This window comes from Gulosibacter chungangensis, assembly GCF_008831155.1.
In the GTDB taxonomy this organism is placed as follows: Bacteria; Actinomycetota; Actinomycetes; order Actinomycetales; family Microbacteriaceae; genus Gulosibacter; species Gulosibacter chungangensis.
The window spans coordinates 40,105-66,184 of the sequence record NZ_WBKB01000001.1 but is presented as its reverse complement, the minus strand read 5'-3'; the positions used below and the strand labels follow the sequence as shown (position 1 = coordinate 66,184).

The following is a 26,080-nucleotide window of genomic DNA, read 5'->3' as shown; positions in this document are numbered from 1 at the left end:
GTAGAACTCGACATCGCGGTGAGGATCGACCGCAGAACAACAGGAGAGCACGAATGCCGAAATTCATCGACCTGCCAATCGGCGCGGGCAATACGGTACCCCTCGAATGGCACGATGAAGTTGAGTCGACCAATGCGCTGATGCGCGAGCGATTCGTTGCGGAAGAGACCACCTTCGCACCCTTCCACAGCATCGCCACCGGCTCGCAAACCAAGGGGCGCGGTCGGCTGGAGCGCGAGTGGGTGGCACCGGCTGGCACCTCCCTGGCCATCTCCACCTATATCGAATTTTCGGCGGATGCGGCACGCGAGTCGATCGGTTGGGTCCCGTTGGCTGCGGGGGTGGCGCTGCGGGATGCGCTGGTCGAGTTGGCGCCGGAACTCGCGCCGAAGCTCACGATCAAGTGGCCCAATGATCTGCTGCTGGACGGCAAAAAACTCTCCGGCATCCTCGGCGAAATGCTCGGCGTCATCGACGGCGGGCAGAAGTTTGCCTGCGCGGTGGGTGTCGGCGTGAACCTGCGCACCCCCGAGGGTGGCTTGCCCTTTGACCGCGCGATCGCTCTCGACACGCTCGGTGTTGAAATCGAAGGCATGCAACTGGCCGAGGCATTCGTCCGGCAGCTGGCTAGCCGCATCCTGCCGCTCTCGGCAGCGAACGGCGACGCGGAAGCATCGGGCTTGCGACCGGATCTGCTGCTGCACTGCTCAACCATCGGCACGGATGTGCGGGTCATGCTGCCCGGTGATGCGGACCTGATCGGGCGTGCCACGGGAGTGAACGCTCAGGGCAATCTTGAGGTTCGCGATACCCACGGCGAGATGCACTCCATTAATGTGGGCGATATCGAGCACGTGCGCCCGGTCGGGGACACCAGGGAGGTCGAGTGAGCCAGTTACCACAGCCAGGCTTGGGCCCACCGCCAGGCTTGGGCCAACCACCGGCGCAGCCCGCCCGGCCCGAGATTCGCGTGGCGGCGATTCGTCAGCACGCACGCCGAGTGATCCTGCCCTCGCTGATACTAATCGCCGCATCCGGCTTCATCGGCTACTGCTTTCGCGGCTTGCGTGAGCCGGGCGACTGGCTGTGGTGGGGCATCCTCGCCGGGTTCATCGCACTCCTCTTCGGTCTCGTGCCGATCTTCGCGTGGCTACGCAACCGCTATCAGATCACCACGGTGCGGACCATTTCGCGCCGCGGGCTGTTCCGTTCGGCGAAACGGGAGATTGCGCACCACCAGGTCGTCAACGTCGAGATGAAACGTAACCCCTGGCAGGCGCTCTTCGGCTCGGGCACAATACAGCTCACCGCGGTGAACGGTCGAGTGTTCGAAATCAAGGACATCCCCAACTCGGTGACGGTGACCCAAGCGCTGCGGGAACTTACCGGCAATGTCAACCGGCATGAGGAAACGAACGCGGGCTAACGAGACGGGACTAGCGAGACTGGGCCGGCTGCAGTTCGCCAACCACCGCATCCGCCTGCCGGTGCAAGCGCGCTGGTGAATACACCCACCAGCGGTAGAGAACGAAGCGGAAAATCGAGCCGAGGCCGATACCGATCAGGTTCGCAATATTGTCGACGAACAGGGAAGTCCAGCCGAGCATGTAGTGGCTCAGCCACAGCGGGATGAGCCCGATCACCATGCCGGCGAGGCTCACGCTCAAAAACTCCAGACCCTCGCGGGTGGCCTGCGGCCCGGTGGCGCGGTCGTGGCGGAAGGTCCAAAACCGGTTGCCAAGCCAGCTCCACAGAATCGCCACGAGAGTTGCGAAGACCTTCGCGATCATTGGCCCGAGTGCGAGCGCTTCTGGCGTGAGGATCGTGGTGCGCAGCAGCGTGTAGACGCCGAGGTCCACGAAAATACCGAGCCCACCGATCAACCCGAACTTGAGGAGCTGCCCCAAGAGAATCTTGAACCAGGGCAACGAAAAACGCCGCGGAGCTGACCCGGGGTGAGCTTTCGAGTCGGCATCTGCGGCAGCGATGACAGCAAGTGCCCCGGAGTGCGGGTGGGGCGAATCTTGCCAAGTACGATCGTTATGTTCGTCGGTCAAATGCGCTCTCTCAGAAGGTTGCGCGTCGCAAAGACGCCCAACGATTGTTTCACGACGTGCCCAAGAAAGTAACCCAGGTGCGACAATAGCGGGGTACTTAGAGGTTTTAGAGGAAGGCAATTGCGCATGGGTGTGCCGATCGTAGGCGTAGTGGGCGGCGGGCAATTGGCCCGCATGATGATTCCAGCGGCCCTCGAGCTGGGGATCGAAATTCGCGTGCTCGCCGAGGCCGAGGGATCATCGGCCCGGTTGGCAGCCACGCAGGTCGGCGACTATCGCGATCTCGACACCGTCATGGCGTTCGCCAAGGATGTGGATGTGGTCACCTTCGACCACGAGCACGTACCGCAAGACGTGCTGCAGGCACTCGTGGCGGCCGGTGTCTCGGTGCAGCCCGGCCCCGGCCCGCTGGAATTCGCACAGGACAAGCTGCGGATGCGCCAGCGCCTGGCAGAGCTCGGCGCGCCACTTCCCGCCTGGGCAGCGGTCTCGAACCCGGCCGAACTGCAGGAGTTTATCGACGCGCACCACGGGGTCGCGATTCTGAAGACCCCGCGCGGTGGCTATGACGGGCACGGCGTGCGGGTCGTACGTTCCGGGGAGGAAGGGGCCGACTGGTTCCAGAACTTCGAACAGCTGCTGGTTGAAGAACTCGTCGACTTCCGCCGGGAACTTGCGCAGTTGATCGCACGCCGTCCGAGCGGCGAGATTCGCGTCTGGCCGGTCGCCGAAACCGTGCAGCGCGACGGCGTCTGCAATGAAGTCATCGCACCTGCCCCGGGGGTTGCGGGCGGCCCCTCGCGCCTGGCAGAAGTGGCCACCGACATTGCCGAATCCATCGCTGAAGGTCTCGGAGTCACCGGCGTCCTCGCGGTCGAAATGTTTGAGACCACCGACTCGCGCTTGCTCGTGAACGAACTCGCGATGCGCCCTCACAACTCGGGACACTGGACCATCGACGGCTCTCGTACGAGCCAATTCGAGCAGCACCTGCGCGCCGTACTCGATCTGCCGCTCGGTGACCCCTCGGCCCTGGACCCGCACGCCGTGATGGTGAACATCCTCGGTGGCCCGCAGCAGGAAGCGATCACCGACCGCTTCGAGGTCGCAATGTCGCACGTCCCCGAAGCAAAACTGCACACCTACGGAAAATCGGCCCGCCCGGGTCGCAAGGTCGGCCACGTGACGGTCACCGGCCACGACCTCGACGAAGTCACCTACCGCGCCCGTACCGCCGCAGAATTCTTCAGTGACATCGACAGCAGTGACATCGAAAGCAGCGACATCGAAAGCGAGGCCTAAGCATGGCTGAGGCAAGCATCCGCGTGGGCATCATCATGGGTTCGGACTCCGACTGGCCGGTGATGAGCGAGGCCGCCGAGGCACTGCGCGAATTCGGCATCGAATTCGAGGTGGAGGTCGTCTCGGCCCACCGCACCCCCGACAAGATGGTCGACTACGCGCGCCAGGCACGCGAGCGCGGCATCCAGGTGATCATTGCCGGCGCCGGTGGGGCCGCGCACCTGCCGGGCATGGTCGCATCCATGACCACGCTGCCGGTGATTGGCGTGCCTGTGCCGCTGAAGTACCTCGACGGGATGGATTCGCTGCTGTCGATCGTGCAGATGCCCGGTGGGATTCCGGTTGCCACGGTGTCGATCGGCGGGGCGAAAAACGCGGGCATCCTCGCGGCGCGTATCATCGGTTCGACGGATGCTGTGGTCGCCGCGAAGCTGCAGGACTACGCTGACGGTCTGACGGCGATGGTCGCCGAAAAGAACGCTGCGCTACAGGCAAAGGTGAACGGCTAAAAGCCCGCGGCAAAGGTGAGCATCCAACTTTTGGTCGCTACCCTATAGCGAGCTATGTACAAACCGCTGCCGCTGCGCCAACCCGACACCACCGATCCGGAGTTCATGACTCGTCGCGCCTGGTGGCTCGTCGTGGCGAACGTGATTGTTCCCGGGGCCGGACCCCTGCTCGCAGGGAACCGTCGCTTCGGACGGTTGGGGCTGCGGCTATGGCTCTACGTCGTGATCGCGATTCTCGTCGCGGTGCTGCTGTTTTTGGTGCTGCGCGGGCCGCTGCTGTTCATGCTCACCACCTCTTGGGGCCTCGGGCTCCTCGCGGGCGTATTCCTCGGCTACGGCATTTGGATGTGCCTGACGATGTTCGAGACGCTGCGGCAGGTCAAGCTCTTCCGGGTGGATGCATTCGCCCGCGGGCTCGTGACCGTGGTCGCGGTGATCCTCGGGGTGATTCCGATCTTTGTGGGTGGCTTCGGGGCAGCGAATATCCTGCAGGCGCAGTCCGCCGTGCAGTCGCTCTTCGGCACCCCAAACGGTGGCCTGAAACTGCCTTCGGATGGGCGCATTAACATCTTGCTGCTCGGTGGGGATGCGGGGGAGACCCGCGAGGGGATGCGCCCCGACTCGATCAGCGTGTGGAGCTTCAACGCCTTCACCGGGCAGCTCACCACGATCGGTATCCCGCGCACCACCCAGTACTTTGGCTTCAGCGAGGGGCCGATGCACGACCTCTATCCCGACGGCTACTACGGCTGCAATGTCTCGGCCTGCTACCTCAACTCGGTGCACACCGAAGTGGTCTATCACGACTACGACATGTATCCGGATGCGGAAGCGCAGGGCTCGGAGAAGGGTATTGAGGCCACCAAGGACGCCGTTGAGTGGATCACGGGCCTGGACATCCAGTACTACGTGTTCATTAATATGGACGGCTTCCGCGACCTCATCGACGCGATGGGTGGCGTCACGATCGACGTCAAAGAGCAGGTCGTGATGGGCGCCAACGATGAAGGCCAAGAAGGGTGGAAACCACCCGTCGGCACGATCGAACCCGGCGTGCAAACCATGGACGGCTACACCGCACTCTGGTACGCGCGCTCGCGGTACGAAACCACGGACTATGCCCGCATGCAGCGACAGCGGGAATTGCAGGATGCGATCGTGGCGCAACTGCCCAAGGCCCTGATCGGCAATAGCGGTCCGATTCTTTCGGTGCTCGACGAGGTCGTGCAGACCGACATTCCCAAGGGGGAGGCCGGGGTGATTGCGGATCTCGTGCTGAAGTCACGAGGTCGTGACGACACTGTGAAGCTGCAGCTGTCGCCGCCGAATGTTGACCCGGATAACCCGGATTGGGACACCGTGTGGTCGTTGGTGGATGACGCTATTGAGGGTGTCGCGCCGGATGCGACGGAAGAAGCCGGCTAGCTGGTGCCTCTCGATACGGCCTTCGGCCTACTCGAGGGTCGGGGTGGCTAGAGGTCGGCGTGGAGGCGCCAGACGAGTTCGCCTGAATAGCCCCAGGAATATACCGGCGCACGGTCGTAGCCCGCGGTGGTCAGCGTCTGCTGCAGTTCAACATCGTGCATGACATTCGAGAGTGCAATCGCCAGGCGCTGCTCGAAGGTATCGGGGTTATTGAGCGAGACCTGCAGTGAGGCACCCTGCGAGATCTCCTCGAGCGCGGGCAGGTCAGTGTGCACCACGGGGGTGCCGGAGCGGAAGGCCTCCATGACCGACAGACCGATGCCCTCGTAGCTTGCGGGGAGGCAGAAGACCGTCGCGCGGTGGAAGGCCACCGCGAGCTCCGCATCCGTCAGATAGCCCAGCGCCCGCACACGGTGGCGGGCCACGCCCGCATCCGCGCAGAGTTGGTCGATGGAGGTCTCCCCGAAAATATCGCTACCGGCGTGCACGAGCACGGCGTCGGTGAGTTGCGGGAGCGCGAGCGCGCGAATCAGCCGGTCGATGCCGCGGTGCGGTTCGAGGGAGCCGAGCGAGAGAATGTAGTCGCTTGGCAGGTTCAACCGCATTTCGATTTCTTGCCGCATCGCATCGCTATCCGGCACGCGCAACCCGAGCGGTGCCGCCCCCGGGATGACCCGCAGACGGTCGCGGAAGTCATACAGCTCACCGACCTGCTCGGCGAGGGCGTGGGTGGGGGTGACCACGGCATCCGCGTACTGCCAGGCGCGCTTGAGCTGCGCCTTTTGCCAGCGAATATTTGCGGGCGAGAGGCCCTCCGGATGCGTCCACGCGCGGGTGTCGGAGACGGTCACGACGGTCTGCTGGGCACCACCGGAATCGGCTTCGCGAAGCGGGGCGAACAGGCTCGGCGCGTGGTAGAGACCCTCGCCGAAGACACCCGTGAACAGCCCGTGTTGCCAGGACTTCGCGAGCGCCTTGCGAGTGAGTTTCGCGGTTTCGATATCGGTAATGCCGTGCAGCCGGTTGAAGAGCGCGGATTCCTGTTCGGGGGAGACTTGCGAGACCACCCCGATGACCTCGCAGTTTGCGGGCGCACGGCGAATGACCTCACGGGCGAGGTTCTCGGCGTAGCGGTCGCCGGCCCCGGGAGTTTCGGTCAGCAGTTCGTCGATGAAGAACTTGAGGGTCACCATTCGCGGCTGCGCACCTCCGATGCCGCGGTGCGTCCGCGGTTGTTGAGCTGGTACATGGATCTCCTCAGTCCCTTTGTGATCGCACGGGCCCACTGTGAGATCAGAACGGCGCAAGCCTACCGAAAAGCGGTTCGAAAATTGGTGAGCGCGCGCAAGCTGTGGATAACCTGCTATGGCCGCAGGTAGATTTCAGCCGGCCACGCGGGCACCGACTCGGCCACCGCATCCGCAAAATGCTGCGCAAGCGTGTGCACAAAAGCCGCGGACAGGTGATTGTCATCGAACCAGACCACCACCTGGCCAACCTGCGGCCGGCAGAGGTCATCGGGGCAAATCTGCGGGTTGAGATCCACCCAGGTGGCGCCCGCGGTCTCAACCTCGGCGATGAACGCCGCATCCACGCTGGGCGGCGCGGGATGCTGGCATTCGGCTGCGTCCCAGCCGTTGGCGAGTGCGCATTCATATGGCGCCACGGCAAAGCGCGGACTATCGCGCAGCACCACGACCTCGGTCTCTGGGGATGCGGCAGAAATCTTCTCGACCCAGGCCGGTACCCCGGTCATCGGCTCATCCTCGGCACCAAACTGCGACATTGTGCCAAGCAGCACCACGACTTCGGGATACTCCGCGGTCACGTATTCGAGGGCGGCTCGCCAGGTCTTGCCGCAGGCGTCGTCGAGCTCATCGTCGCCCGCACGGAAGGCGCAGCCGGGCCCGGCCTGGATGCGGACATTCGGGTAGCCGGCGACCTCCGCCGCGGCGTAACCGAGTTCCGCAAACTGCTGGGTGTGAGAGTTGCCGACGAAGAGCACGGTCGGGACACTCGGATCGGGCTCGGTCTCCCAGCAGATGCCGTCGGTGCCGGGCGGGGTGATGTGTTCGGTGCAGTCGCTGCCCTCGCCGACCCACTGATACTCAATGCTTCCGGCGCCCGGCAGCGGATCCGCAATCGCGGGTAGGTCCGGTGCCTCGGCCCCGAGTTCGAGCAGCACCGGGTCCCACCCGGGGCTGCGGTCTTCCTCTGTGGGCGTCGGTTCGGGGGCGACCGTTTCACCGCCGAGTGCAACTTGTGCCTGGGCGGCTTCGGCTTTGCTGGCGGCATTTCGGGCGAGCTCGCCGCCGCCGGTGAGCACGGTGCCGAACAGGAGGCAGGCGGCAATAAGTACTGCTGGTGCACGCTTCGGGATGTGGCTGTGTGGGGCCGAGACTGCGGTTTGGGTACGGAGCCAGGCCGCCGCGGGACGCTCCACCAGGTGCACGAGCGCCACGCTGATGGCAGCCGACAGCAGCATGATCACGAGTCCGTCGACGAGCCCGAGGCCCAACCCCGGCGCATCTTGCCCGGTTACCTGCCGGTAGAGCAACATGACCGGCCAGTGCACAAGGTAGAGCGCATAGGTGTAGCCGCCGATGCCGCCAAACCAACGCCGGGTGAGAAGCCGATCGGCACCGAAGCGGGTCGGCGCGCCCGCGGCGACAATCACCAGCAGCGCCGCGGTTACCGGCCACAGGGCCGCGAACCCGGGGAAGGTCGAGTCAACTGGCAAGAGTAGCCCGCAGCTCACCAGCAGCAGCACCCCGAGCCAGCCCGCGAGGGCGCGGGCGCGCTCGCCGAGCCGGAGCCAGGGGAGCACGAGGGCGAGGAGCGATCCGGCCGCGAACTCCCAGGTGCGCGCGAAGGTATCGAAATACGCCACCTGCTGGTCCACCGCCGTGAGCCATACCGAGCATCCAAAGGACGCCGCAAACACCGCACCGAAGAGCCACAGCAGCACCCGTCGGACGGGCCGGCCGGTGCGCCGCGCGAACCAGCCGCCGAGCACGTGGAGGAGCGGCCAAAGAATGAAGATCTGCCCCTGCACCGAAAGCGACCAGAAGTGTTGAAACAGGCTGGTGGCGGCGTGACTACCCGCGTAGTAGTCGACCTGCAGTGCGATGAGCCGCCAATTCTCGACATAGAACAGCGAGGCGAGCGCATCCCAGTGCGTCCCCGACCAGGTGTGGCGCGGCATGAGCAGCCAGGATGCGAGCACGGTCAGCACGATCACCGCCGCGGCCACGGGCAGCAGCCGCGCGAAGCGGCGCAGGATGGTCGTCAGTGGCCGGTCCGGTGTACCCTCCTCGGCCCGCACCGTGAGCGAACGCGTCAGCAGGAATGCCGACACGAGGAGGAACACATCCACCCCGCCGGAGACCCGCCCGAACCAGATATGGAAGGTGACCACCAGCAGGAGCGCGAGGGTGCGCAGGCCCTGCACTTCGGGAATGAAGCGCAGTGACTTGTCAACGGCCAATTGCTCGTGCCCTTCTTGCTGTGGAATGGACCTTGCTCGGAATGGACCGGGCCCAGTTTAGCGAGGGGTCAGTCTCGCGGCATGGTTTCGATATCGCCCGGTGGACTGCGGTCGACGAGCGCTCCGCTCGTATATACCTCCGCCGGCCACCAACCAAGCTCCGGATGCACACGCTGAGCAAACTCTTGGGCGAGCGAGCGCGTGTAGGCGTCGGTGAGGTGATTATCGTCCTGAAATACCCACAGACCACCCTGGGACGGCGTGCAGAAACCATCCGGGCAGATGACCTCCTGTAGGTCCACCCAGATCACCCCAAGATCGAGCAGCGCCTCCACAAAGAGCGGGTCGAGCGCATGTACGGCAGCCACGCGGCACTCGGGGGCATCGTGCCCGAATTCGGCGGCGCACTCGGGGAGATCGCGATCGAAACGCGGATTATCGCGCACTGCCACAAACTGGGTCTCGGGGGAGCGCTCACGGGCCAGGTCGAGCCAGCGCAGCAGTTCCCACTGCGAAATTTCCTGCGTGAGCGTGGATTGCGTGCCGAAAAGCACTACCGCATCCGGCTGCTCCCTCTCGATCCAGTCGAGCGCATTCGCCCAGAGCTCCGCGCAGGGATCACCGTCGGCAGCATCCTTGGCCAGCTCGATCGTGCAGGACCAGGCGCCGCGAGTGTGCAGCGACCAGCTCGGTTGCCGCTCCACGGCTTCCAGCAGCGCGCCATTGAACTGGATGCTGTGGGAGTTCCCGAGCGCGAGGATCTTTCGGTCTGGGGTGCCTGTGGTCGCAGGCAGATCGAAGCAGAGTTCGGTCGCGAGCGGATCGTCGAGGTCGCAAGGTAGGCCCGGTACCGAGGTGTCCTTGCGCACAAAATCGAGGAGTTCCGCGGGCGGTGGGGCCTGCGGATCGGCCGCATTCGCGCCAAGATTCGCGATATCGAGGCTCGCGAGCTGCTGCCTGGCCGCGAGGATCTTCGCCTCGCCGAGGGAAGTTGCGCCGCTCACCGCGCCGAGGCCGATGGTCATCAGCAGTATGCCCGCGAGCCCCGGCCGCCAGTTCTCGCGCCACCAGCGCCGCAGGATGGTCCGCACCGAATGCGCGCGGGCGCCCGCGGCACGCTTAGAACGACGGATGAACCGCAGCATCGGTTGCTCGACCGTCTTGGCAATCAGCAGCGAGACGGCCACCGAGATGACGAGCACCACGGCTCCCTGCCACCAATTCGCTCGCTCGAGCTCGGTGACCGACAAGAAATACACGAGCACGGGCCAGTGCACGAGATAGAGCGCATAGGTAAAGATCCCCGCCGAGGCAAGGAGCGGATTCGCAAGCAAGACACCTGCACCCCGCGCATCCTCACTGCATCCGAGAATCACCAGCACCGTCGAGGCCACCGGCCACAGCGCCGCCCAGCCGGGGAAGCTTGCCTCCACCGGCAGCAGCCAACCGCAGGTGAGCACCCCGGCGAGCCCCAGCCAACCGAGCCAGGGCCGCAGCCGTACCGGCACCCGCACCCAGGGCTGCACCAACGCGAGAATCGACCCCGCCGCGAACTCCCAGAGCCGCGCGAGGGTGTCAAAGTAGGCGCGCGGCTGGTCGACCGCCACGAACTGCAGCGCATAGCCGAAGGAGGCACCGAACACTACAACGAAGATCAGCAGTTGCACGCGCCGGACCGGCTGGCCCAGCAGCCGCGCGAGGAGATCCCCAAGGCAGTGCAGCAGCGCCCACAAGATAAACGCCTGCCCCTGCACCGAAAGCGACCAGAAATGCTGGAAGGGGCTCGGGCCCTCGGCACCCGGGTCGAGATAGTCCACGGACTGGTTCTGCAGGTGCTGGTTCTCGACATAGAACAGGGACGCTCGGGCCGACTCGATCGCGGAGTCCCACAGCGGTGCGGGATGGAGCAGGCAGAACGTCGCGAGGATCAAGACGATCGCGGTCACCGCCGCGGGCAGCAGCCGCGCGAACTTACCGATCAGGTGGCTCAGCGGTCGCGTGATCGTTCCGGCTTCGGCGCGGGCGGTGAGCGAGCGGGTCATCAAATAGGTCGAGATGACGAGGAAGACGTCCACCCCACCCGAGACCCGATCGAACCAAATGTGATAGATCGCAACGAGCGCCAGTGCGACGGTGCGCAGCCCCTGCACCTCGGGGAGATACCCGGTGGCGCGTGGCGCGGACTGCCGATCGGTCATCCCACCAATGTACTGAAGAGCAGGGGTACTGAAGAGCAGGGCACCAACCTCTCGAAAGCTGTTGTTTGGCTGGCGTTCAATTTGGTGCGGTTGCCTGAGCGGAAACATTTCCCTCAAGAAAGCGACACTATGAAGTTGATCTCGGTCATTGGCTGCGGATACCTCGGCGCCGTCCACGCTGCCTGCATGGCGGAACTGGGCCACCGGGTGATCGGGCTCGACTCCGACGCGCAGAAAATTGCCGAGCTCGCGGCTGGCCGCGCACCGTTCTACGAACCGGGACTCGCGGAACTTTTGGAATGGGCGGTCACCTCGGGGCGATTGAGCTTCACCACCGACTATCGCGAGATCGCCGCGGCCGATGTGCACTTCCTCGCGGTGGGCACGCCGCAGCTTGCCACCGGCGAGGGCGCGGACCTGCGGTTTATCGATGAAGCGACGGATGCGCTCGCGGAAGTGCTGGCCACATCCTCGGTGAAGGACCGTACCCTCGCGCCCTTGGTGGTTGGTAAATCCACCGTGCCGGTCGGGACGGCGGCACGGCTCGCGAAGAAATTCGCGAAGCAGGATGCGCTGCTCGCCTGGAACCCCGAGTTCCTGCGCGAGGGCTTCGCGGTCAAAGACACGCTCAGCCCCGATCGGATCGTCTACGGCCTGCCCACGAAAAAATCTGCAGCCAAGCTCGCCGAGCGGCTCCTCGATGAGGTCTACGCCAAGCTATTGGCGCAGGAGATCCCGAAGATCGTTACCGACTATCCGACCGCGGAACTCGTGAAGACCTCGGCCAATGCCTTCCTCGCCACGAAGATCTCCTTCATTAACGCCATGGCGGAGCTGTGCGATGCCACCGGGGCCGATGTCACCACGCTCGCAAAGGCCATCGGCCAAGATGACCGCATCGGCAAGAAGTTCCTGCGCGCCGGGATTGGCTTCGGCGGCGGCTGCCTCCCCAAGGACATTCGCGCCTTCATCGCCCGGGCGGAAGAACTCGGTGCGGGTCGCTCCCTCGAATTCCTCCGCAATGTGGATGCGGTGAACACGCGCCAGCGGATGCGTGCGGTCGAACTCTTGCAAGAGCACCTCGGTCGCCCCCTCGAGGGCGCGACGGTGGCGGTGCTCGGCGCTGCCTTCAAACCCGATAGCGACGACATCCGGGATTCGCCGGCGCTGGATATTGCCGCGAAGATTGCCGAACTCGGAGTCACGGTGCGCATCACGGATCCGCAGGCCGCCGAGAACGTGCGTCGTCGGCAGCCGGAGCGGCTCGTGGTCGATACCGTCGAGGAGGCGCTCGCCGGGGCGGATGCAGTGCTTCTGCTCACCGAATGGAAGGAATACCGCAAGCTCAGCCCCAAGAAAGCGGGCAAGCTCGTCGCCAATCGGCTGCTGCTGGATGGCCGCAACTGTCTTGAGCCTTCGGAATGGCAGGATGCGGGTTGGCAGTACGTCGGGATGGGGCGGCGGTAGTACGGGCCTGCTTATTCGCCTGACTGCTTGGTCTCGGTCGGCTCGCGGGTCTGGCTGGGGTCAGCTTCGGGCGATGCCGACCCCGGCCCGGAAGTTTCGCCACCAGTCTCGGTTGGTTCAGGATCGGTGGTCGCCTCCGGATCCTGGGTCGTGGTGGGCGCAGTGCTCTCCGACGGCGCGGTGCCTTCCGTCGGATCATCGCTCTCCGTGACCGTCGGCTCCGCCGTCTGTCCGGGTGCCTTCGGATCAACGTTCGAGAGTTCCGCCGGATCGAGCTTGAGGGTGTCCTTATTGGGCGTCCAGCCCTCACCCTCGGCATCCGGATCTTGATCCTCTGCCCAGTCCACCGCCGGGCGGTCGATGACGTCAATATCCTCATCATCGGCGTACTTCTTGAGGAAGGTGTAGGGGTCCACGTGCGTGCCTTGCACGACAATTTCTAAGTGCAGGTGGGGGCCGGTGGACGAGCCAGTATTGCCGAGTTCACCGATCTTTTCGCCGGCGAGCACCACGTCCCCAGGCTTGACCGTCAGCGATCCGGTCAGCAGGTGCGCGTATACCGAACGGGTCACTTTGCCATCGATCCGGTGCTCGACCACGACGTGCACGCCGAGGCCCCCGTTGTCCACGCGCGAGACATCGATCACGATGCCCGCCGAGATCGATCCGACCGGCGTGCCCACGGCTCCGGCGAAATCGAGACCGCGGTGATTTGAGGAGCATCCGGCACAGGGGGAGACCCGCGGCCCAAACCCGGAGGTGATGTTCTTATCCCCGCTTGCGAGTGGCCACTGCACCGCCTGCTGCGCCTTCTGATTCGTCGCGCCGTTCAGTGCCGCGCTATTCGGATTCGCCGCCTGCCCGCTCTCACCGGTGCGGATGCTCGTCGGGCCGAATGCCGAGTCGGGGGTCACGCCGCCACCCTGCCCGCCTGTCACCGGTTCGATGGTGTCAGTTGGCTGGGAGAAGGATGGGTCGGCGGTGGGGATGAGGTCAATCGCGGCCGGGTCGGTCGAGGGATTCGCGAGGTAGGCCCCGGCGGTGGTGAGCAGTCCCGCCACGACAACGGATGCGGTTGCCAAGCGAAGCACCTGCCGCCGCTTCCGCTCGCCAATGGTTGGCGTGGCGGCGTGCTTTGGCGACAAGATCTGGGCTCCCCATCAACTATGATTTCGCCACCGAAAGTGACGAGAGACGGGCTGATCATAGGCAGATGAATCTGAGCAAATCCTCACCTTCGTGGCGAATTCTCCGTGAACTTCCGCGGAATTCACGCTGATGCTGCACAGATCATCCAAACACCCCTATATAGAGGTGTAGCTCCTAGGGGTCGCGGCGCGGGTCGAGCAGCACCGTAATCGGGCCGGTGCGGTCAGCCACCGTATGGCGCGGCAGGATCGACAGGTCCTGCACACGCAGCTTCGAGTAGATCGCGAAATAGGTCAGCAGCAGCCAGCCACCCTCGATAATCAGTCGCGACTCGGTCATCCCCTGCACCACGAGGGCGACCATGATGAGAAACGGCACCGCGGTGATCCCCGCGAGGTGGGGCTGTGCGCGCTCGCGCAGCGGGCGCACCAGGGGGGTATCGGGGCGGTTGATGGCGATCCACCAGGTGCGAATAAAGGTGGTAAAGACCAGGCCGATAAAGAGCGCGAGCCCGATAAAGCCCACCTGCATCCAGACATCGAAGAAGGCGTTGTGCGCTTGGTGGTAGGCCATGCCCTGCACAATCGCGAGGTCGTGATATTCCGGAAGCCAGGGTGCCCAATAGCTGATCCAGCCAATACCGACCACCGGCGACTGGGATCCGAGATCAAAGACCGCGCGCCAGATATCGGCGCGACCGGTCATATCCGAAGAGCGGTTCATCAGCGCGAAAACCTGCTCATTAAAGGCAATCGCGATATAGCTGCCGACCGCGAGCCCGATGCCGACGACGAAATACATCACCCAGCGCCACCGGCGACGCAGTCGGCGGCCCAGGGTTACGAGTAACACCGCGAAGGCCACGAAGGCGAGCGCCACGTAGATGGTGGCGGAGTCGGTCAGGAGGATGGTCAGGCCCGCAAGCAGGATCGACACGATCCCGTGCAGCGGCTGGATGACCCGGTCGAAGAGCTGCGCGGCGGTGACGATGAGAGCGAGGAGAGCCACCATGGCGAGGAGATTGCGGTTGCCCATAATGCCCTGCAGCGGGCCGCCCTCGAAGAGATCACTCCGCGACCAGAAGAACCCGATCGGCAGCGGGTCGGGGATGTGGTCGGTTGCCAGGAGCGACTCGAGGACCCCCGGGCGCAGATAGGTGGGTGGGATGACCCCGCGCGGGAAGAAGATTGCCGCCAGTAATTCAAAGGCGAGGGACGCAGCCACGATCAAGCGCATCCCGACCCCGAGGGCCCGGATGAACTGGAAGCGAGTGAGCGTCAGGGCCATTGTGAGGCCCACGAAGGCGGTGGCGATTTGTACGAAGCTGCCGGCTGCGGTTTCGAGGCGGTAGTGCGACCAGAGGATGGAGATCAGACACCACAGGATGAACGCGACGAGCCCGGAGGGCAGGTGGGTTGGGCACAGCGGTGGCCTGGTTCTGATGAAACTGATCACCGCGAGTGCAATGATGAGCGCCGCGATGATGCCGTAACCGGTCCAACCGATCGTGTAGCGAAAGAGATCCCCCGCGAACACGAAGATGAGTGTCGCGACGAGCAACAGCATTTGCGGGGTGAATGGTCCGCGAAATCGTGAAGCAATCGCCCGCTCTTGAGATGAGCCGCGGGTGAACGCGGCGGACTCTGATTCTGGCGATGGCATGAACTTCATTCTTACTGATGGGGCAGCTCGATCACGAAACGAAAACGGTATCGAAACTCGAATGTAACTTGCTGCACGCGCGCGATCGCAACCTTCAACCTGTCAATGAGACACGCCGCGCGGTCTGGCTATTTTGAGCCGAAAAGAAATGAACGGCGTGACATTTGTGATGGTTGTTATTAGTGTGACTGGTGTTTATCCAAGTGACGACACGCCGTCAAAGGGGAGAATGATGACCAGTCGCGCTGCTTTTGTTAAGCGCTCAACACCGATTCTTGGGGGTGTCGCCACGGCGGCCGTGCTCGCGCTCACCCTCGCCGGATGCGCCACGGGTTCTGCCCCAGGTACGGACACCGAGTCCACGACGATTCCCGAGACGACCATCTCGGAGCCCACTGCGGCGCCGGAGGACGACGGCCGTCTTGAGGCGAACGTGATCGTGCTCGACGCTCGCTATGACGAGGGCGCCGGCACGATCGAAGTCAGCTCCATCGTCACCAGCCACATCGGCGATGGCACCTGCTACATCGAAGCCACCTCGGCAGTGGGAGACACGGTCTCCGCAGAAGTCGAGGCACTGCCGGATGCACAAAGCACCGTCTGCCCGACCACGACGCTCGAGGGTGTCACGGCGGGGGAGTGGAGCGTCACGGTCACCTTCGACAGTGACGAGGCCTACGGCGCCTCGGAAGCCACCCCGGCGGAGGCGCTGTAATGAAGCAGCTGCTCAAGCGCATCCTTGTATTCACCGGCATTGCCGCGCTCACCGCAGGCATTGGCCTCACCGGCATCGCTGGCGCGTCCAAAGCTGAAGCTGCTGACGCCTCCCAGTTCGATGCCGGGATGCTGATCACCGACTCGCTCTTCTACGACTCCGACTCGATGACGGCAGCGCAGATCCAGACCTTCCTCAATGAGAAGGGGAAGAACTGCACCTCGAACTGTCTGAAGAACCACACGCTCAACACCACCTCGCAGCCCTCGTCGCCGCGCTGTGACGGCTACACCGGCAAGAACAATGAAACCGCCGCGCAGGTGATCTCGAAGGTCGCGCTGTCCTGCGGAATCTCCCCGATGGTGCTGCTGGTGATGCTTGAGAAGGAAACCTCGCTCGTCACGATGGCTGCTCCGCAAAACTGGCGCTACGAGCGGGCGATGGGCTACTACTGCCCGGATGACCCGAACCGTCCCGGCTGGTGCCACCCGGACTACGCGGGCTTGTTCAACCAGCTCTACAATGCCTCGGCGCAGTTCAAGCGCTATGAGCAGAACCCGAATTCCTACGGCTACAAGGCTGGCCAGACCAACAAGATTCTGTACAACCCCAGTGCCTCCTGCGGCACGAAGAGCGTGTACATCCAGAACCAGGCCACGGCCTCGCTCTACATCTACACGCCCTACACACCGAACCAGGCCGCGCTGAACAACCTCTACGGCACGGGTGACAGCTGCTCGGCGTACGGTAACCGCAACTTCTGGCGCCTCTACACCGACTGGTTTGGTCCCACCACGGCGCAGGCTCCGACTTCGAAGCCGGCCACCACCCCGGCACCGACCACCGCGACGCCGAAGCCGACTGCAACGTCCACGCCGACCCCGACAGCTACGCCGAAGCCGACTACTACGGCCACACCGAAGCCGACGGCGACTGCGACGCCCACGCCTACCACGACGCCAAAGCCAACGTCGACTGCTACGGCAACGCCGAAGCCCACGGCCACCGCGACGCCTACGCCGACACCATCAGCGACGTCGGCCCCGACCACAACTGCGGCCCCCGCACCGACTGTCTCGGCGAAGCCGGGTACCTCGAATGACGCACTTGGTGCTGCGCCTTCCGAAAACAAGCCCTCGGCTTCCGAGAACAATGCCTCGTCGTCGGGCGACAAGGGCGACAGCACATCTGGCTCGGGCGGTGCGATCGACGATGTTGCGTCTGCGAAGAGCGACGGCAGCTCGCAGGAATCGCTTACGGTGATCCCGCCGCGCAGCCAAACGGATGATCCGGATACGGCCGCCACCGAATCCGAGAGCGACTCGGGCCTGACTGTGGTTCCCTCGGTCTCGACTGAATCGCAAGCCGACCAGGATGCGCTCGCGCAGACCGGTGCCGCACAGCTGCTCGTGATGCTCGGAATCATCGTCTCGCTGGGCGTGTTGGGGGCAACCTTGATCGTCGCTCGACGGAAGCACGCATAACAGCACGCAACACGGGAATGGGCCTGGGGAATTCCTCGGGCCCGTTTTCTGTGCGTGGGTGTCGAAAGTCGTACTTGCTGATGAAGCAAATTGTTTACTCGTAGGGGATACTGTCTGAGGAATGTTTGTCGCAATCGAGAACACGCCGCTTCGGTATGACTGGGGCGCGCACGGTGCGCTCAGCTATTACCTGGGCGAAGATGGTGTCCTCGTCGAACCCGAATCCGGTCAGGCAGTTGAGGCGCCGATTCAGGCGGAGGTCTGGTTGGGTGGCCACTACGGTTCGCCTTCACGCATTGTGCATCCTGAGCAGGTTGGCGGTGCTCGCGACCTCGCGGAGTGGATCGAGCGCGATCCTGAAACTGCCCTCGGGCGTTACGCGCAGGGGATTCGCAACGGCGACCCAAGTCGGCTGCCATTCCTTTTAAAGGTATTAGCGGCGGGGAGCCCGCTTTCGCTGCAAGTGCATCCATCCCTCGAGGAAGCTCGGGAAGGCTTTGCTGCGGAAGAAGCCGCCGGAATTCCGCGCCGCGCGCCAAACCGAAACTACCGAGACCCCTTCCACAAGCCCGAGTTGATTGTGGCGCTGAGCCCCGAGATGTCGGCGGTCGCAGGCTTCCGAGACTTCGCCGAGGTCAAACAGCTCGTGTCGCATATTTCCGCCCGGGTGGGGGCGGAGTTTGCGGCTTTTGCCGACCGCGTTTGCACGCTCGAGACCAGCCATCAGCTGGGTGAATTGGTTGCCTGGGTCCTCGAGGGTTCGCCCGAGGCACTTGCTGCCACGGTGGCAATGGATGCGTGGCTGCAGGCAGAAGACGATTGTTACGAACTCGAGCGGGCAAATCTGTCCCGCATCCGCGAGGCCTTTCCGGAAGACCCGGGTGCGCTCACCACCCTACTGACAAACCACATCCTGTTGCGTCGCGGCGAGTCGCTGTATGTCCGCAGCGGTACGATCCATGCCTATCTTGAAGGCGTGGGGCTGGAGATTATGGCGGCGAGCGACAATGTGCTTCGCGGCGGTCTCACGACAAAACACGTTGATGTGCCAGAGCTCCTTCGGGTGCTGGACTGCACCCCGATGGCGCCGCCGTTGCTGCGGCCAGAAGAGATCGCTCCCGGGTACGTCATTCTGCGCGGCGAAGCGCCGGACTTCCGACTGCACCGTGTGACCGGGGTAGGGGTGACTGGGGCAGAGATTGAGATCTCGGTAAACGGTCCCGGCATCGCGCTATGCCTGGGGGAACGCGCCACGCTGCGGGGCGGTACTGGAGCCTCGACCGAACTGCGGCGGGGGGATGCCGTCTACGTTACGGGCGACGAGCGGTCGCTCAAGATTTGCGCGGACGATCTTGTGATCGCTGCGGCAGCTGTAGGTGCGGAAATTCCATTACCGCTTTAAGGTTGCGGCAGATTCTTCGGCGAGTCGCGCCTGGCAATCCACCGAAACTCTAAAGGTCGGGTTTAAACTTCCGCGTCCCTCGGCTTGACGCGGACCGAACTACACGGGTGTAATTAGTATGCGTAGTTGGGCAAGTCATTCGATTAAACAGTGGGGGTTGTGCTAGTGACTCAATTCATTCGCGATGTGCCAAGTGACTGGCATGTCGATCCGATTCAACTCGGGGTCCCCGGTGTCCGGCAGGACATCGGCGACGACAATCCTCTCGCGTGGCAGGCTGACGCACTTTGTGCGCAGACCGACCCGGAAGCATTCTTCCCCGAAAAGGGCGGTTCCACGCGAGACGCGAAGCAAATTTGCCAGTCTTGTGAGGTTCGAAGCGAATGCCTCGAATACGCCCTCGAGAACGACGAGCGTTTTGGGATTTGGGGTGGCCTGTCTGAACGGGAGCGCCGCAAGCTCCGCAAGCAGGCATAGACCGCCACGAGAAACCAAGGCCGTAGCCCCACCCCACAGGGCTACGGTCTTCGTGTGTTTCCAGCTGCATTCAGAGCTGCATTCACAGCTGGGCAGTATTCACAGCTTCGCGGCTTGCCGGGGTCAATGCCTAGGCTGGACCGCGCCGAAACTAGCATTCGGATAATGCGACCAAGAGTTACAGCCATCGTCGTCGCGCACAATGCGGCGAAACCACTCGGACGCACCCTTGACGCGCTGGGGGCGCAGACTTGGCGACCCCACCGCACCGTGCTGGTCGACATCAAATCTCGCGACAACACCGCCGAGGTGATCGCCGAGTTCGAACCGGATCTGGCCATCCAGGTGGACGAACGTGCCTCCTTCGGTGAGGCGCTCGCTGCCGCCGTGGCGAAGCTTCGTGAGGTCGAAGAAGAGGACAAAACACGCAGCCAAGAATTTGGCAGTGCCGGTGAGCCCCCGAACGACTGGTTGTGGATCCTCGGCGCCGACAATGTGCCCGACCCGGATGCCCTAGAAGAACTTCTCGACACCACCGAGCGCAACCCCTCCCTGGAAGTCACCGGACCAAAGGTGGTCCGCGCCGATGACCCGGCCCTGCTAGTCGAATACGGCGAATCGGTAGCCCCAAACGGTGAATCAGTGCGGCTGCACGAGGACGCTCTTGACCAGGGTCAGTTCGAGCACCTCTCCGATGTGCTCGGCGTCGCAGCGGCCGGGATGCTCGTGCGGCGCGATACCTGGGAACGTCTCGGCGGGTTTGACCTCGGGCTCTCGGCAGTGGATGACGCACTCGACTTCTGCGTGCGGACCTGGCTGAGCAACGGCCGCGTGATTCTGAGCCCCGGTGCCCGGGTGGAGTCCATGGCCGAACTCGCGGTGGGTACCAGTCGCATCGGGCGCCACACGCGGGCCCTAACGCGATACCGCATCGAGCGCACCGCGGTATTGCATCGGGATCTTGTGTGGGCCAACCGCTTCGAATTCTTCTTCCTCTGGCTGATGCTCATCCCCACTGCATTTGGTCGCGGGATCATGCACCTGCTGCGGAAACAACCCGGGCGCATCCTGCCCGATTTTCGTGCCGCGCTGACGGTCTTCTTCGGACGCACCCGTCTAGGAGCCGCACGCCGACAGTTCCGGGCCACCGCAAAGCATCCAATCGGGAGCCTCGATCAGCTGCTGATCTCGCCCACCGAGTGGCGCAAGATGCGCGCCAACCGTCGGGATGAATATCGCGCAATCATGCAGCAGGGGCGCGATCGGTACAACTTCATCACCGGTGGCGGCGGTTGGGTCTTCCTCTTTGCCGTGCTCGCGACCCTGGTGTTGCTCTTCCCGCTAATTCGCAGCGCAACTATTGCCGGCGGCGCACTGTTGCCGCTGTCGGGTTCCGTCGGTGAGCTGTGGGCCAATACCGGCTATGGCCTTCGGGATGCGGGCGGTGGCGTTGGGGTCGCCGATCCCTTTGCCTTTATCCTCGCACTGCTCGGCACCTTCACCTTCTGGCATCCGAGCCTGGCGATTGTGCTGGTGTGGTTCGCGGCCATCCCGCTGTCGGCGGTGGGAGCTTGGTACCTGATGGCACGCATCACGATCCGACCCTGGCTGCGCGCCCTCGGTGCGATCGCGTGGATGGCCTCGCCAATGCTCTTCGCGGCGCTCACGGAAGGTCGCCTCGGCGCGGTACTCGTGCACATAGCCTTGCCGTGGATGTTCTACGCCGGCTTCGCCGCATCCCGGAGTTGGGCATCCGCCGCCACCGCAGCCCTCCTCGCGGTGCTGGTCACGGCATCCTCACCCATGCTGCTGCCGGCGCTCGCAATCATCTGGTTTGTCTCGGTGCTGATCGCGGGGCGCGGCTGGGTGCGGCAGATTTTTATTCCGATCCCGACCATCGCGATGTTCCTACCGCTCATGGTGTCGCAGTGGAACCGCGGCCGACCGCTCGCCGTCTTTGCCGACCCGGGGCTGCCGTATGCCTACGACCCGACGACGGGCTGGCAGACCGCGCTCATGTTCCCCTCGCAGTCGCTGGGTGGATGGCCGCAGTTCCTCGGTGGATTCGGCCTCGACGTGGATGTGCCGCTGGCGATCGGTGTGGTGCTCGCACCGCTTGCCCTCTTCGCCGTCTACGGTCTGTTTACCCGTGGCTGGCGGGTGTCTGCGGTTGGTATTTGCATTGCGGCACTGGGGGTCCTCACGGCGGCACTCGGCGCTGGCACGGCGCTGACGACGCTGGCCGGCGAAACAATCTTCCTGTGGGTTGGGCCGGCGCAGTCGCTCGCATACCTCGGGATCATCGGGGCGGCGATTGCCGGTGCGGCGTTCTTGGGCCCGCTGCGCGTTCCAGCGGTGATTCTTGGGCTAATGGCCCTGGTCTTGCTGATCGTGCCGATCGCTCCGAGCTTCCTTGCCGGTACCGCAAAGGTGGAAGCATCTGACGGCCGGACGCTTCCCGCCCTCGTGGATGCGCAGGGTCAGGCCGCTAGCCAGCTTGGCACGCTCGTGATCACCCCACTTGAGCAAAACGAGATGCACGTGCACCTCGAGCGTGGTTCCGGTTTGAAACTCAACGAATTCTCGACGCTTGCGACCACGAGTCTCGCGCCGAGCGACACGACGGAGAAACTCGCGGAAATTTCAGTTGGTTTCCTCTCGCAGGGGGCGACGAATCCGACGGCGCAACTTCATGAGTTGGGCATCGCCTACGTGCTCGTGAGCCCCTCGGAATCCGGTGGAGCGGCACTCGAAGAGCGACTCATCACGGCACTGTCGACGAATGAGGCATTAGAGGCCGCAGGCGATACCGGAACCTACGGGATGCTCTTCCAAGTCATTAACGCGGCCGAACAGCCCACCGACCCGGAGCTCGCGCAGCGACTGGACTTTTCAAATCTGCAGAACGAACTTGGTCGGCTGATGTTGATCGTGCAGGCCGTGATTCTGATCTTCGTGGTGCTGCTCGCACTGCCTACCGGTGGTCTCGAAGCCCGCGTACGTACGCGCGCGGCCCGCGGCGCCCGCCCGTGGGAGCGACTCGACGAGGGCCCCGCGACCGACTACGACCCGCTCAATGACGACACCGTCCGCCTTTACGCCGAAGCGACTGGAGACCACATTGACGCGGCACCTCAGGGAGGACGACGTGGCTGAAGAACAGAACCTCCACGACGAAAAGCGTGACGGGACGGAGCACACGCAGCCCAAAGCCGAGACCGTGACCGGCGTTGACCGAGAGCTGCTGAACCCGCCTGAGCACGATCCTTACGCGGTGCTGGCTGATGCTGACGCTGACGCTGCAGCCGATGTTGAAGCTGATGATGTCGCGAGTCCGGCAGAAGACCTGCCGGTGGACGAATCGGCGCCTTCTTCCACCGCATCCGCCGCGAGGGTGACTACCGCTGGCGGCTCGACCATGGCCCGGCGGGTGCGACGAGCGCGGCGTGCACGGCGCGGGCAGAAGGCGGTCGCGCGGCGCCGGAATATTGTCGGCGCGATTACGCATACGCTTGGTGCGCTCGCTGCTGTGGGTGTTGTGGCGGGGACCACTTGGGCACTGGGCTGGGTGCAGTTCCCGGAGTACCACGCGGAGGCGGAAACCATGGAAATTGCCCCGGCACCGGGCGTTCAGCAGCGCGTGTGCCCGGGAGCGCTGCAGCAGCTCGGGCTTGCCAGCGATGCGGAACAGGCTCTGCCGGTGGGTAGCGCCGAGGTGACCATTGCATCCTCTATCGATGACTATTCGACCGTCGAACTCGGCGAGAATGACACCGATCCGGTGAACGTCGAGGTGCCGGGTGAGGTTGATGGCGAGTCGACGATGCTGAGTGCTTCGCAGTCGCTAGCAGTTGCCACGAGCGACACCATGGGGCTTTCTGTGACGACGTGCACGCAGCCGGCGGCCACGCAGTGGCTTGCGGCCGGTGCGACCACGCTCGGGCACACGCTCGCGCTGGATGTGATCAACCCTGGGCAGTCTGAGGCACGAGTCAATTTTGAGGTGTACGGCATTGATGGGGTAGTGGTCCCCGGCCTGCCGGAGGTTGTCATTGAACCCGGTAGTCGCGAAGTGATGAGCTTGGCGGGTATCGCGCCGAATGCGACCGCATTTGCGGTGAAAGTAACCTCGACTGGTGCCCCGGTTTCGGCGTTCCTGCACGAGACGATTACGGATACCTTGACGCCGAAGGGTTCGGACCTCGTGGGGGCCACCGCGCTGCCTTCGACGCAGCAATCGCTGCCGGGCATTTTTGTGTATGGCCGACCGGATGCCGATGCCACGACTCTTGCCGAAATCGGTACGACCCTGCGCATCCTTAACCCGAACGATGAAATCGTGACGGGGACGCTTACTGCCTATGACCTGAACGGTGAGGCGGTGTACAGCGAGGATCTCGAGCTTGCTTCGTATCGGGTGGTTGAGTTGCCCTTCGCTGAGGTGCCGGAGGGGGAGTACACGATCACGCTCGATGCGGATCAGCCGGTGCTGATGACGGGGCGGGTGTCGCCGTTGGACGGTAATGAGTTTGCTTGGATTCCTTCGTCTTCTTCGCTGGTTGGCGATGAGCTTGTGCCGGTCCCGGAAGGCCCTTCGCCTCGGCTGTCGGTGTTCAACCCGACTGCAGATGCGCGTGAGGTCGAGGTGAATGGTGCGACGGTGTCTATCGAGCCTCTTTCGACCTATCAGGCCGATGTGTCTGGGGGCAGCACGGTGTCTCTCGGGAGCGCGGAAGGGCTGACAGCGGCACTGCATTACGCGGCTGCCGGGGAGCTTGCGAGCGCCCCGGTTCGCCCCGGCAATGCGGATGCTGAGCCCATTCGCATCGTGAAGTAGGTCGTTGAGTCGGCCGTGGAGTGGGCCGTGAGATAGGCCGAGCGCGTGGCTGGTTGACAGCAGCTAGTGGTCAAAGTGCTGGTGCTGGTGCTGGTGCCCGTGCTGGTCGTCGTGTCGGTATACGGAGGATCGCTAGAACGGCGGCGGCCCGTATTGCCCGGTCGGCACGAATACCGGACCATATGGGCGCGGCCTTGTCGTCGTGACTTGACCGAGCGGGGAGCGCCATTCCAGGACCCCGCCGCCGAGGTTGGTGACGGTCCAGGGTTTGTGATGTTTTTGCACGTGATGCCCGCGACATAAATGCGCGAGGTTTTCGATATCGGTTGGCCCATCTTCACTGTACGGGTGTGTATGGTCTGCGTCGCAGCGTTCCGCGGGCCGAATACAGCCCGGGAATCTGCAGGTTCGGTCCCGAGCTTGGATGAACCTTCGCATATCGAGGGTCATCTCGTATTTGTCAACGGCGATGACTTGCCCGGTGATTGGATCAGTGAGAATTCGTTGCAGGAACGGGGCATTGGCGGCAAGCTGGCAAGCCTGGGCGATGCTGATCGGATGGATTCCGTTGAGCAGCGCGGGGCTGAATCCCTCCGCTCGCCAACCGTCCACTTCAACACCGGTGTTGGAAGTGTCGAAGGCTCCAGCTGCTCCGGTGGTTGCGGCAGCTCCCGAGTCAGCAGTAGTTTCGGCGACGTTGTCGTTGCTGTGTGTATCGGGAGTCGTCTGCGGCGCGGTGGCGCGGGTGTTGTTCAGCAGGGTCAGCGCTGGGATCGTGATGTTTAGCGTGGTCTTGACTCGCGATTCTCCCGGTGCCGCGCACAACAGTGTTTCCATGAACAGATCGGCGCGGATTTGTCCGATACTCCGAGTGTCTGGGAGGAACGGTGCGGGCTCGGGAAGCCCGTGCTTGCGGGCATGCTCGACGGCCGCGGCATGCTCGGCAGCGGCTTTCGAGTCAAGCGCCTGTAGTTCCCGTGCACCGAGTTCGAGCAGTTCCACCGCGGGAGTCGCCTGCTCGCTGGGGATATAGGCGGTGAGAGTGGCCATCCCAAGCCCGTCATGGCGTACCGTGACGCCGCGGTTGGTGCGTGCCTGAGCATGGGCCTCTTCGAACGCCGTCGCAGCGATCGTGGCGGCGGCTTCTTCCGCGAAGATCATGGTTTCGCGTGGCGTGTGGGTCGCCGCAAACTCGAGCACCACCGCACCGTACTCGGCTTGGTGCTGGTCTGGCAGCTGCCGCCCGGATTTGAGGACAGCTTGCACGTGGCGCAGGTCGATGCGCCCGGCCTCAAGCGCATCGAGCCAGCTCGGAAACGCAGTCACGAGGAGGTTGGCGTCACCAGCTCGGTTACGGAGGGATTGGTCGGTGTCGTTAGTGGCGATCGCGAACTCTCCCACGATGGAATTCAGATGCCAAGAGAGCACGCGTTGTTGGTCCTCGTCATCAAACAGCACGGACTTGCGCTTGTCCGGGTTTGGCGCGAGTTCGGCGATTGCCCGTTCGAGGCCGATCTCGTATGCCACAGCGAGGGCCCGTAGTTGGGCAGCGTCCGCGGCGGCGCGGGCTCGGAACGCGGTCGAGAACGCGTCAAGCGAGGTGACAACTTCATCATGCCGAATGGAATCTGCCGGGGACATGGACCCAGTATTCGCGCGTGGTCGACCTCGCCGCCGCGAGCGCTGGTCTTGGCGTTGCGGCGGCCCACTCTCGCCACCGCGGCCAGTTGGTCCAGCTGTAGTCGTTGTCTCGGACCTGGCACCACCGCTCGGGGCTGTACGCTTCGGACCACCCCAGGGGATCCCACGGGCATCGGTGGCACTTGACAAGGGTGACCCGGTTGCGGCTGCACTGGAATTCGAGGGCTGCGGCGCTGATGCAGGCTCGGTTAGGTTGGTGCCTGCCTCA

Annotated in this window: 19 protein-coding genes; 12 read left to right on the top strand and 7 right to left on the bottom strand. The window is 63.9% G+C overall.

The window, feature by feature from the left end:
- The first annotated feature begins 53 nt into the window (after positions 1-53).
- Entirely contained in the window at positions 54-890 is an 837-nt protein-coding gene (locus tag F8O05_RS00260; protein ID WP_192496964.1) for a biotin--[acetyl-CoA-carboxylase] ligase, read from the top strand.
- The gene (locus F8O05_RS00255; protein WP_158050749.1) at positions 887-1,426 is read left to right on the top strand and encodes a PH domain-containing protein; all 540 of its coding nucleotides are present in this window, start codon (positions 887-889) and stop codon (positions 1,424-1,426) included. Before F8O05_RS00260 ends, F8O05_RS00255 begins: the two co-directional genes overlap by 4 nt.
- Positions 1,427-1,436: 10 nt before the next feature.
- Here the strand turns inward: F8O05_RS00255 and F8O05_RS00250 are convergent, their stop codons facing one another.
- Entirely contained in the window at positions 1,437-2,057 is a 621-nt protein-coding gene (locus F8O05_RS00250; RefSeq protein WP_225735648.1) for a GtrA family protein, read from the bottom strand.
- Positions 2,058-2,183: 126 nt separating this feature from the next.
- Between F8O05_RS00250 and F8O05_RS00245 the strand changes: the two genes are divergently transcribed.
- The 3 genes from F8O05_RS00245 to F8O05_RS00235 are packed head-to-tail and all read left to right on the top strand — an operon-like array spanning position 2,184 to position 5,293.
- Positions 2,184-3,359: a 5-(carboxyamino)imidazole ribonucleotide synthase gene (locus F8O05_RS00245; protein ID WP_158050747.1), complete on the top strand. Its 1,176-nt coding sequence runs from the start codon at positions 2,184-2,186 to the stop codon at positions 3,357-3,359.
- Positions 3,360-3,361: 2 nt separating this feature from the next.
- Positions 3,362-3,868, top strand: coding sequence for a 5-(carboxyamino)imidazole ribonucleotide mutase (gene purE / locus F8O05_RS00240; protein ID WP_158050745.1), 507 nt, complete (start codon positions 3,362-3,364; stop codon positions 3,866-3,868).
- A 54-nt stretch (positions 3,869-3,922) separates the two neighbouring features.
- Positions 3,923-5,293: an LCP family protein gene (locus F8O05_RS00235; protein WP_158050744.1), complete on the top strand. Its 1,371-nt coding sequence runs from the start codon at positions 3,923-3,925 to the stop codon at positions 5,291-5,293.
- A 47-nt stretch (positions 5,294-5,340) separates the two neighbouring features.
- On the opposite strand, the gene F8O05_RS00230 is transcribed toward F8O05_RS00235, so the two are convergent.
- From F8O05_RS00230 to F8O05_RS00220, 3 genes are all read right to left on the bottom strand, one after another.
- Positions 5,341-6,486, bottom strand: a complete 1,146-nt coding sequence (locus tag F8O05_RS00230; protein ID WP_158050742.1) for a glycosyltransferase family 4 protein — start codon at positions 6,484-6,486, stop codon at positions 5,341-5,343.
- 170 nt (positions 6,487-6,656) lie between these two features.
- On the bottom strand, positions 6,657-8,780 hold the full coding sequence (locus tag F8O05_RS00225; protein ID WP_192496963.1) for an acyltransferase family protein: 2,124 nt from the start codon (positions 8,778-8,780) through the stop codon (positions 6,657-6,659).
- 68 nt (positions 8,781-8,848) lie between these two features.
- Positions 8,849-10,978, bottom strand: coding sequence for an acyltransferase family protein (locus F8O05_RS00220; protein WP_158050739.1), 2,130 nt, complete (start codon positions 10,976-10,978; stop codon positions 8,849-8,851).
- A 129-nt stretch (positions 10,979-11,107) separates the two neighbouring features.
- Between F8O05_RS00220 and F8O05_RS00215 the strand changes: the two genes are divergently transcribed.
- The gene (locus F8O05_RS00215) at positions 11,108-12,445 is read left to right on the top strand and encodes a UDP-glucose dehydrogenase family protein (protein ID WP_158050737.1); all 1,338 of its coding nucleotides are present in this window, start codon (positions 11,108-11,110) and stop codon (positions 12,443-12,445) included.
- An 11-nt stretch (positions 12,446-12,456) separates the two neighbouring features.
- On the opposite strand, the gene F8O05_RS00210 is transcribed toward F8O05_RS00215, so the two are convergent.
- Together F8O05_RS00210 and F8O05_RS00205 are read right to left on the bottom strand one after the other, a co-directional pair.
- Positions 12,457-13,590, bottom strand: a complete 1,134-nt coding sequence (locus F8O05_RS00210) for a M23 family metallopeptidase (RefSeq protein ID WP_158050735.1) — start codon at positions 13,588-13,590, stop codon at positions 12,457-12,459.
- 178 nt (positions 13,591-13,768) lie between these two features.
- A complete protein-coding gene (locus F8O05_RS00205; RefSeq protein ID WP_192496962.1) occupies positions 13,769-15,256 on the bottom strand; it encodes an O-antigen ligase family protein in 1,488 nt (495 codons plus the stop codon).
- Between the two features lie 232 nt (positions 15,257-15,488).
- On the opposite strand from F8O05_RS00205, the gene F8O05_RS00200 reads away from it, so the two are divergent.
- The 6 genes from F8O05_RS00200 (at position 15,489) to F8O05_RS00165 (ending at position 24,171) form a co-directional block, all read left to right on the top strand.
- On the top strand, positions 15,489-15,971 hold the full coding sequence (locus F8O05_RS00200; RefSeq protein WP_158050731.1) for a hypothetical protein: 483 nt from the start codon (positions 15,489-15,491) through the stop codon (positions 15,969-15,971).
- The gene (locus F8O05_RS14720; protein ID WP_192496961.1) at positions 15,971-17,455 is read left to right on the top strand and encodes a hypothetical protein; all 1,485 of its coding nucleotides are present in this window, start codon (positions 15,971-15,973) and stop codon (positions 17,453-17,455) included. Before F8O05_RS00200 ends, F8O05_RS14720 begins: the two co-directional genes overlap by 1 nt.
- Positions 17,456-17,576: 121 nt before the next feature.
- Positions 17,577-18,857, top strand: a complete 1,281-nt coding sequence (manA, locus tag F8O05_RS00180) for a mannose-6-phosphate isomerase, class I (protein ID WP_158050723.1) — start codon at positions 17,577-17,579, stop codon at positions 18,855-18,857.
- A 159-nt stretch (positions 18,858-19,016) separates the two neighbouring features.
- On the top strand, positions 19,017-19,334 hold the full coding sequence (locus F8O05_RS00175) for a WhiB family transcriptional regulator (protein WP_318655802.1): 318 nt from the start codon (positions 19,017-19,019) through the stop codon (positions 19,332-19,334).
- 165 nt (positions 19,335-19,499) lie between these two features.
- Complete coding sequence (locus tag F8O05_RS00170; RefSeq protein WP_192496960.1) at positions 19,500-22,490, top strand: glycosyltransferase family 2 protein; 2,991 nt, start codon at positions 19,500-19,502, stop codon at positions 22,488-22,490.
- Positions 22,483-24,171, top strand: a complete 1,689-nt coding sequence (locus tag F8O05_RS00165) for a DUF5719 family protein (protein ID WP_158050718.1) — start codon at positions 22,483-22,485, stop codon at positions 24,169-24,171. Before F8O05_RS00170 ends, F8O05_RS00165 begins: the two co-directional genes overlap by 8 nt.
- 132 nt (positions 24,172-24,303) lie before the next feature.
- On the opposite strand, the gene F8O05_RS00160 is transcribed toward F8O05_RS00165, so the two are convergent.
- Complete coding sequence (locus F8O05_RS00160; protein ID WP_192496959.1) at positions 24,304-25,812, bottom strand: HNH endonuclease signature motif containing protein; 1,509 nt, start codon at positions 25,810-25,812, stop codon at positions 24,304-24,306.
- Positions 25,813-26,080: the final 268 nt, after the last annotated feature.

Coding starts and splice junctions, on each gene's coding strand:
- F8O05_RS00260 (WP_192496964.1), top strand. CDS start 54: ATGCCGAAATTCATCGACCTGCCAATCGGCGCGGGCAATACGGTACCC.
- F8O05_RS14720 (WP_192496961.1), top strand. CDS start 15,971: ATGAAGCAGCTGCTCAAGCGCATCCTTGTATTCACCGGCATTGCCGCG.
- F8O05_RS00245 (WP_158050747.1), top strand. CDS start 2,184: ATGGGTGTGCCGATCGTAGGCGTAGTGGGCGGCGGGCAATTGGCCCGC.
- F8O05_RS00170 (WP_192496960.1), top strand. CDS start 19,500: ATGCGACCAAGAGTTACAGCCATCGTCGTCGCGCACAATGCGGCGAAA.
- F8O05_RS00200 (WP_158050731.1), top strand. CDS start 15,489: ATGACCAGTCGCGCTGCTTTTGTTAAGCGCTCAACACCGATTCTTGGG.
- F8O05_RS00235 (WP_158050744.1), top strand. CDS start 3,923: ATGTACAAACCGCTGCCGCTGCGCCAACCCGACACCACCGATCCGGAG.
- F8O05_RS00205 (WP_192496962.1), bottom strand. CDS start 15,256: ATGCCATCGCCAGAATCAGAGTCCGCCGCGTTCACCCGCGGCTCATCT.
- manA (WP_158050723.1), top strand. CDS start 17,577: ATGTTTGTCGCAATCGAGAACACGCCGCTTCGGTATGACTGGGGCGCG.
- F8O05_RS00220 (WP_158050739.1), bottom strand. CDS start 10,978: ATGACCGATCGGCAGTCCGCGCCACGCGCCACCGGGTATCTCCCCGAG.
- F8O05_RS00230 (WP_158050742.1), bottom strand. CDS start 6,486: ATGGTGACCCTCAAGTTCTTCATCGACGAACTGCTGACCGAAACTCCC.
- F8O05_RS00215 (WP_158050737.1), top strand. CDS start 11,108: ATGAAGTTGATCTCGGTCATTGGCTGCGGATACCTCGGCGCCGTCCAC.
- F8O05_RS00160 (WP_192496959.1), bottom strand. CDS start 25,812: ATGTCCCCGGCAGATTCCATTCGGCATGATGAAGTTGTCACCTCGCTT.
- purE (WP_158050745.1), top strand. CDS start 3,362: ATGGCTGAGGCAAGCATCCGCGTGGGCATCATCATGGGTTCGGACTCC.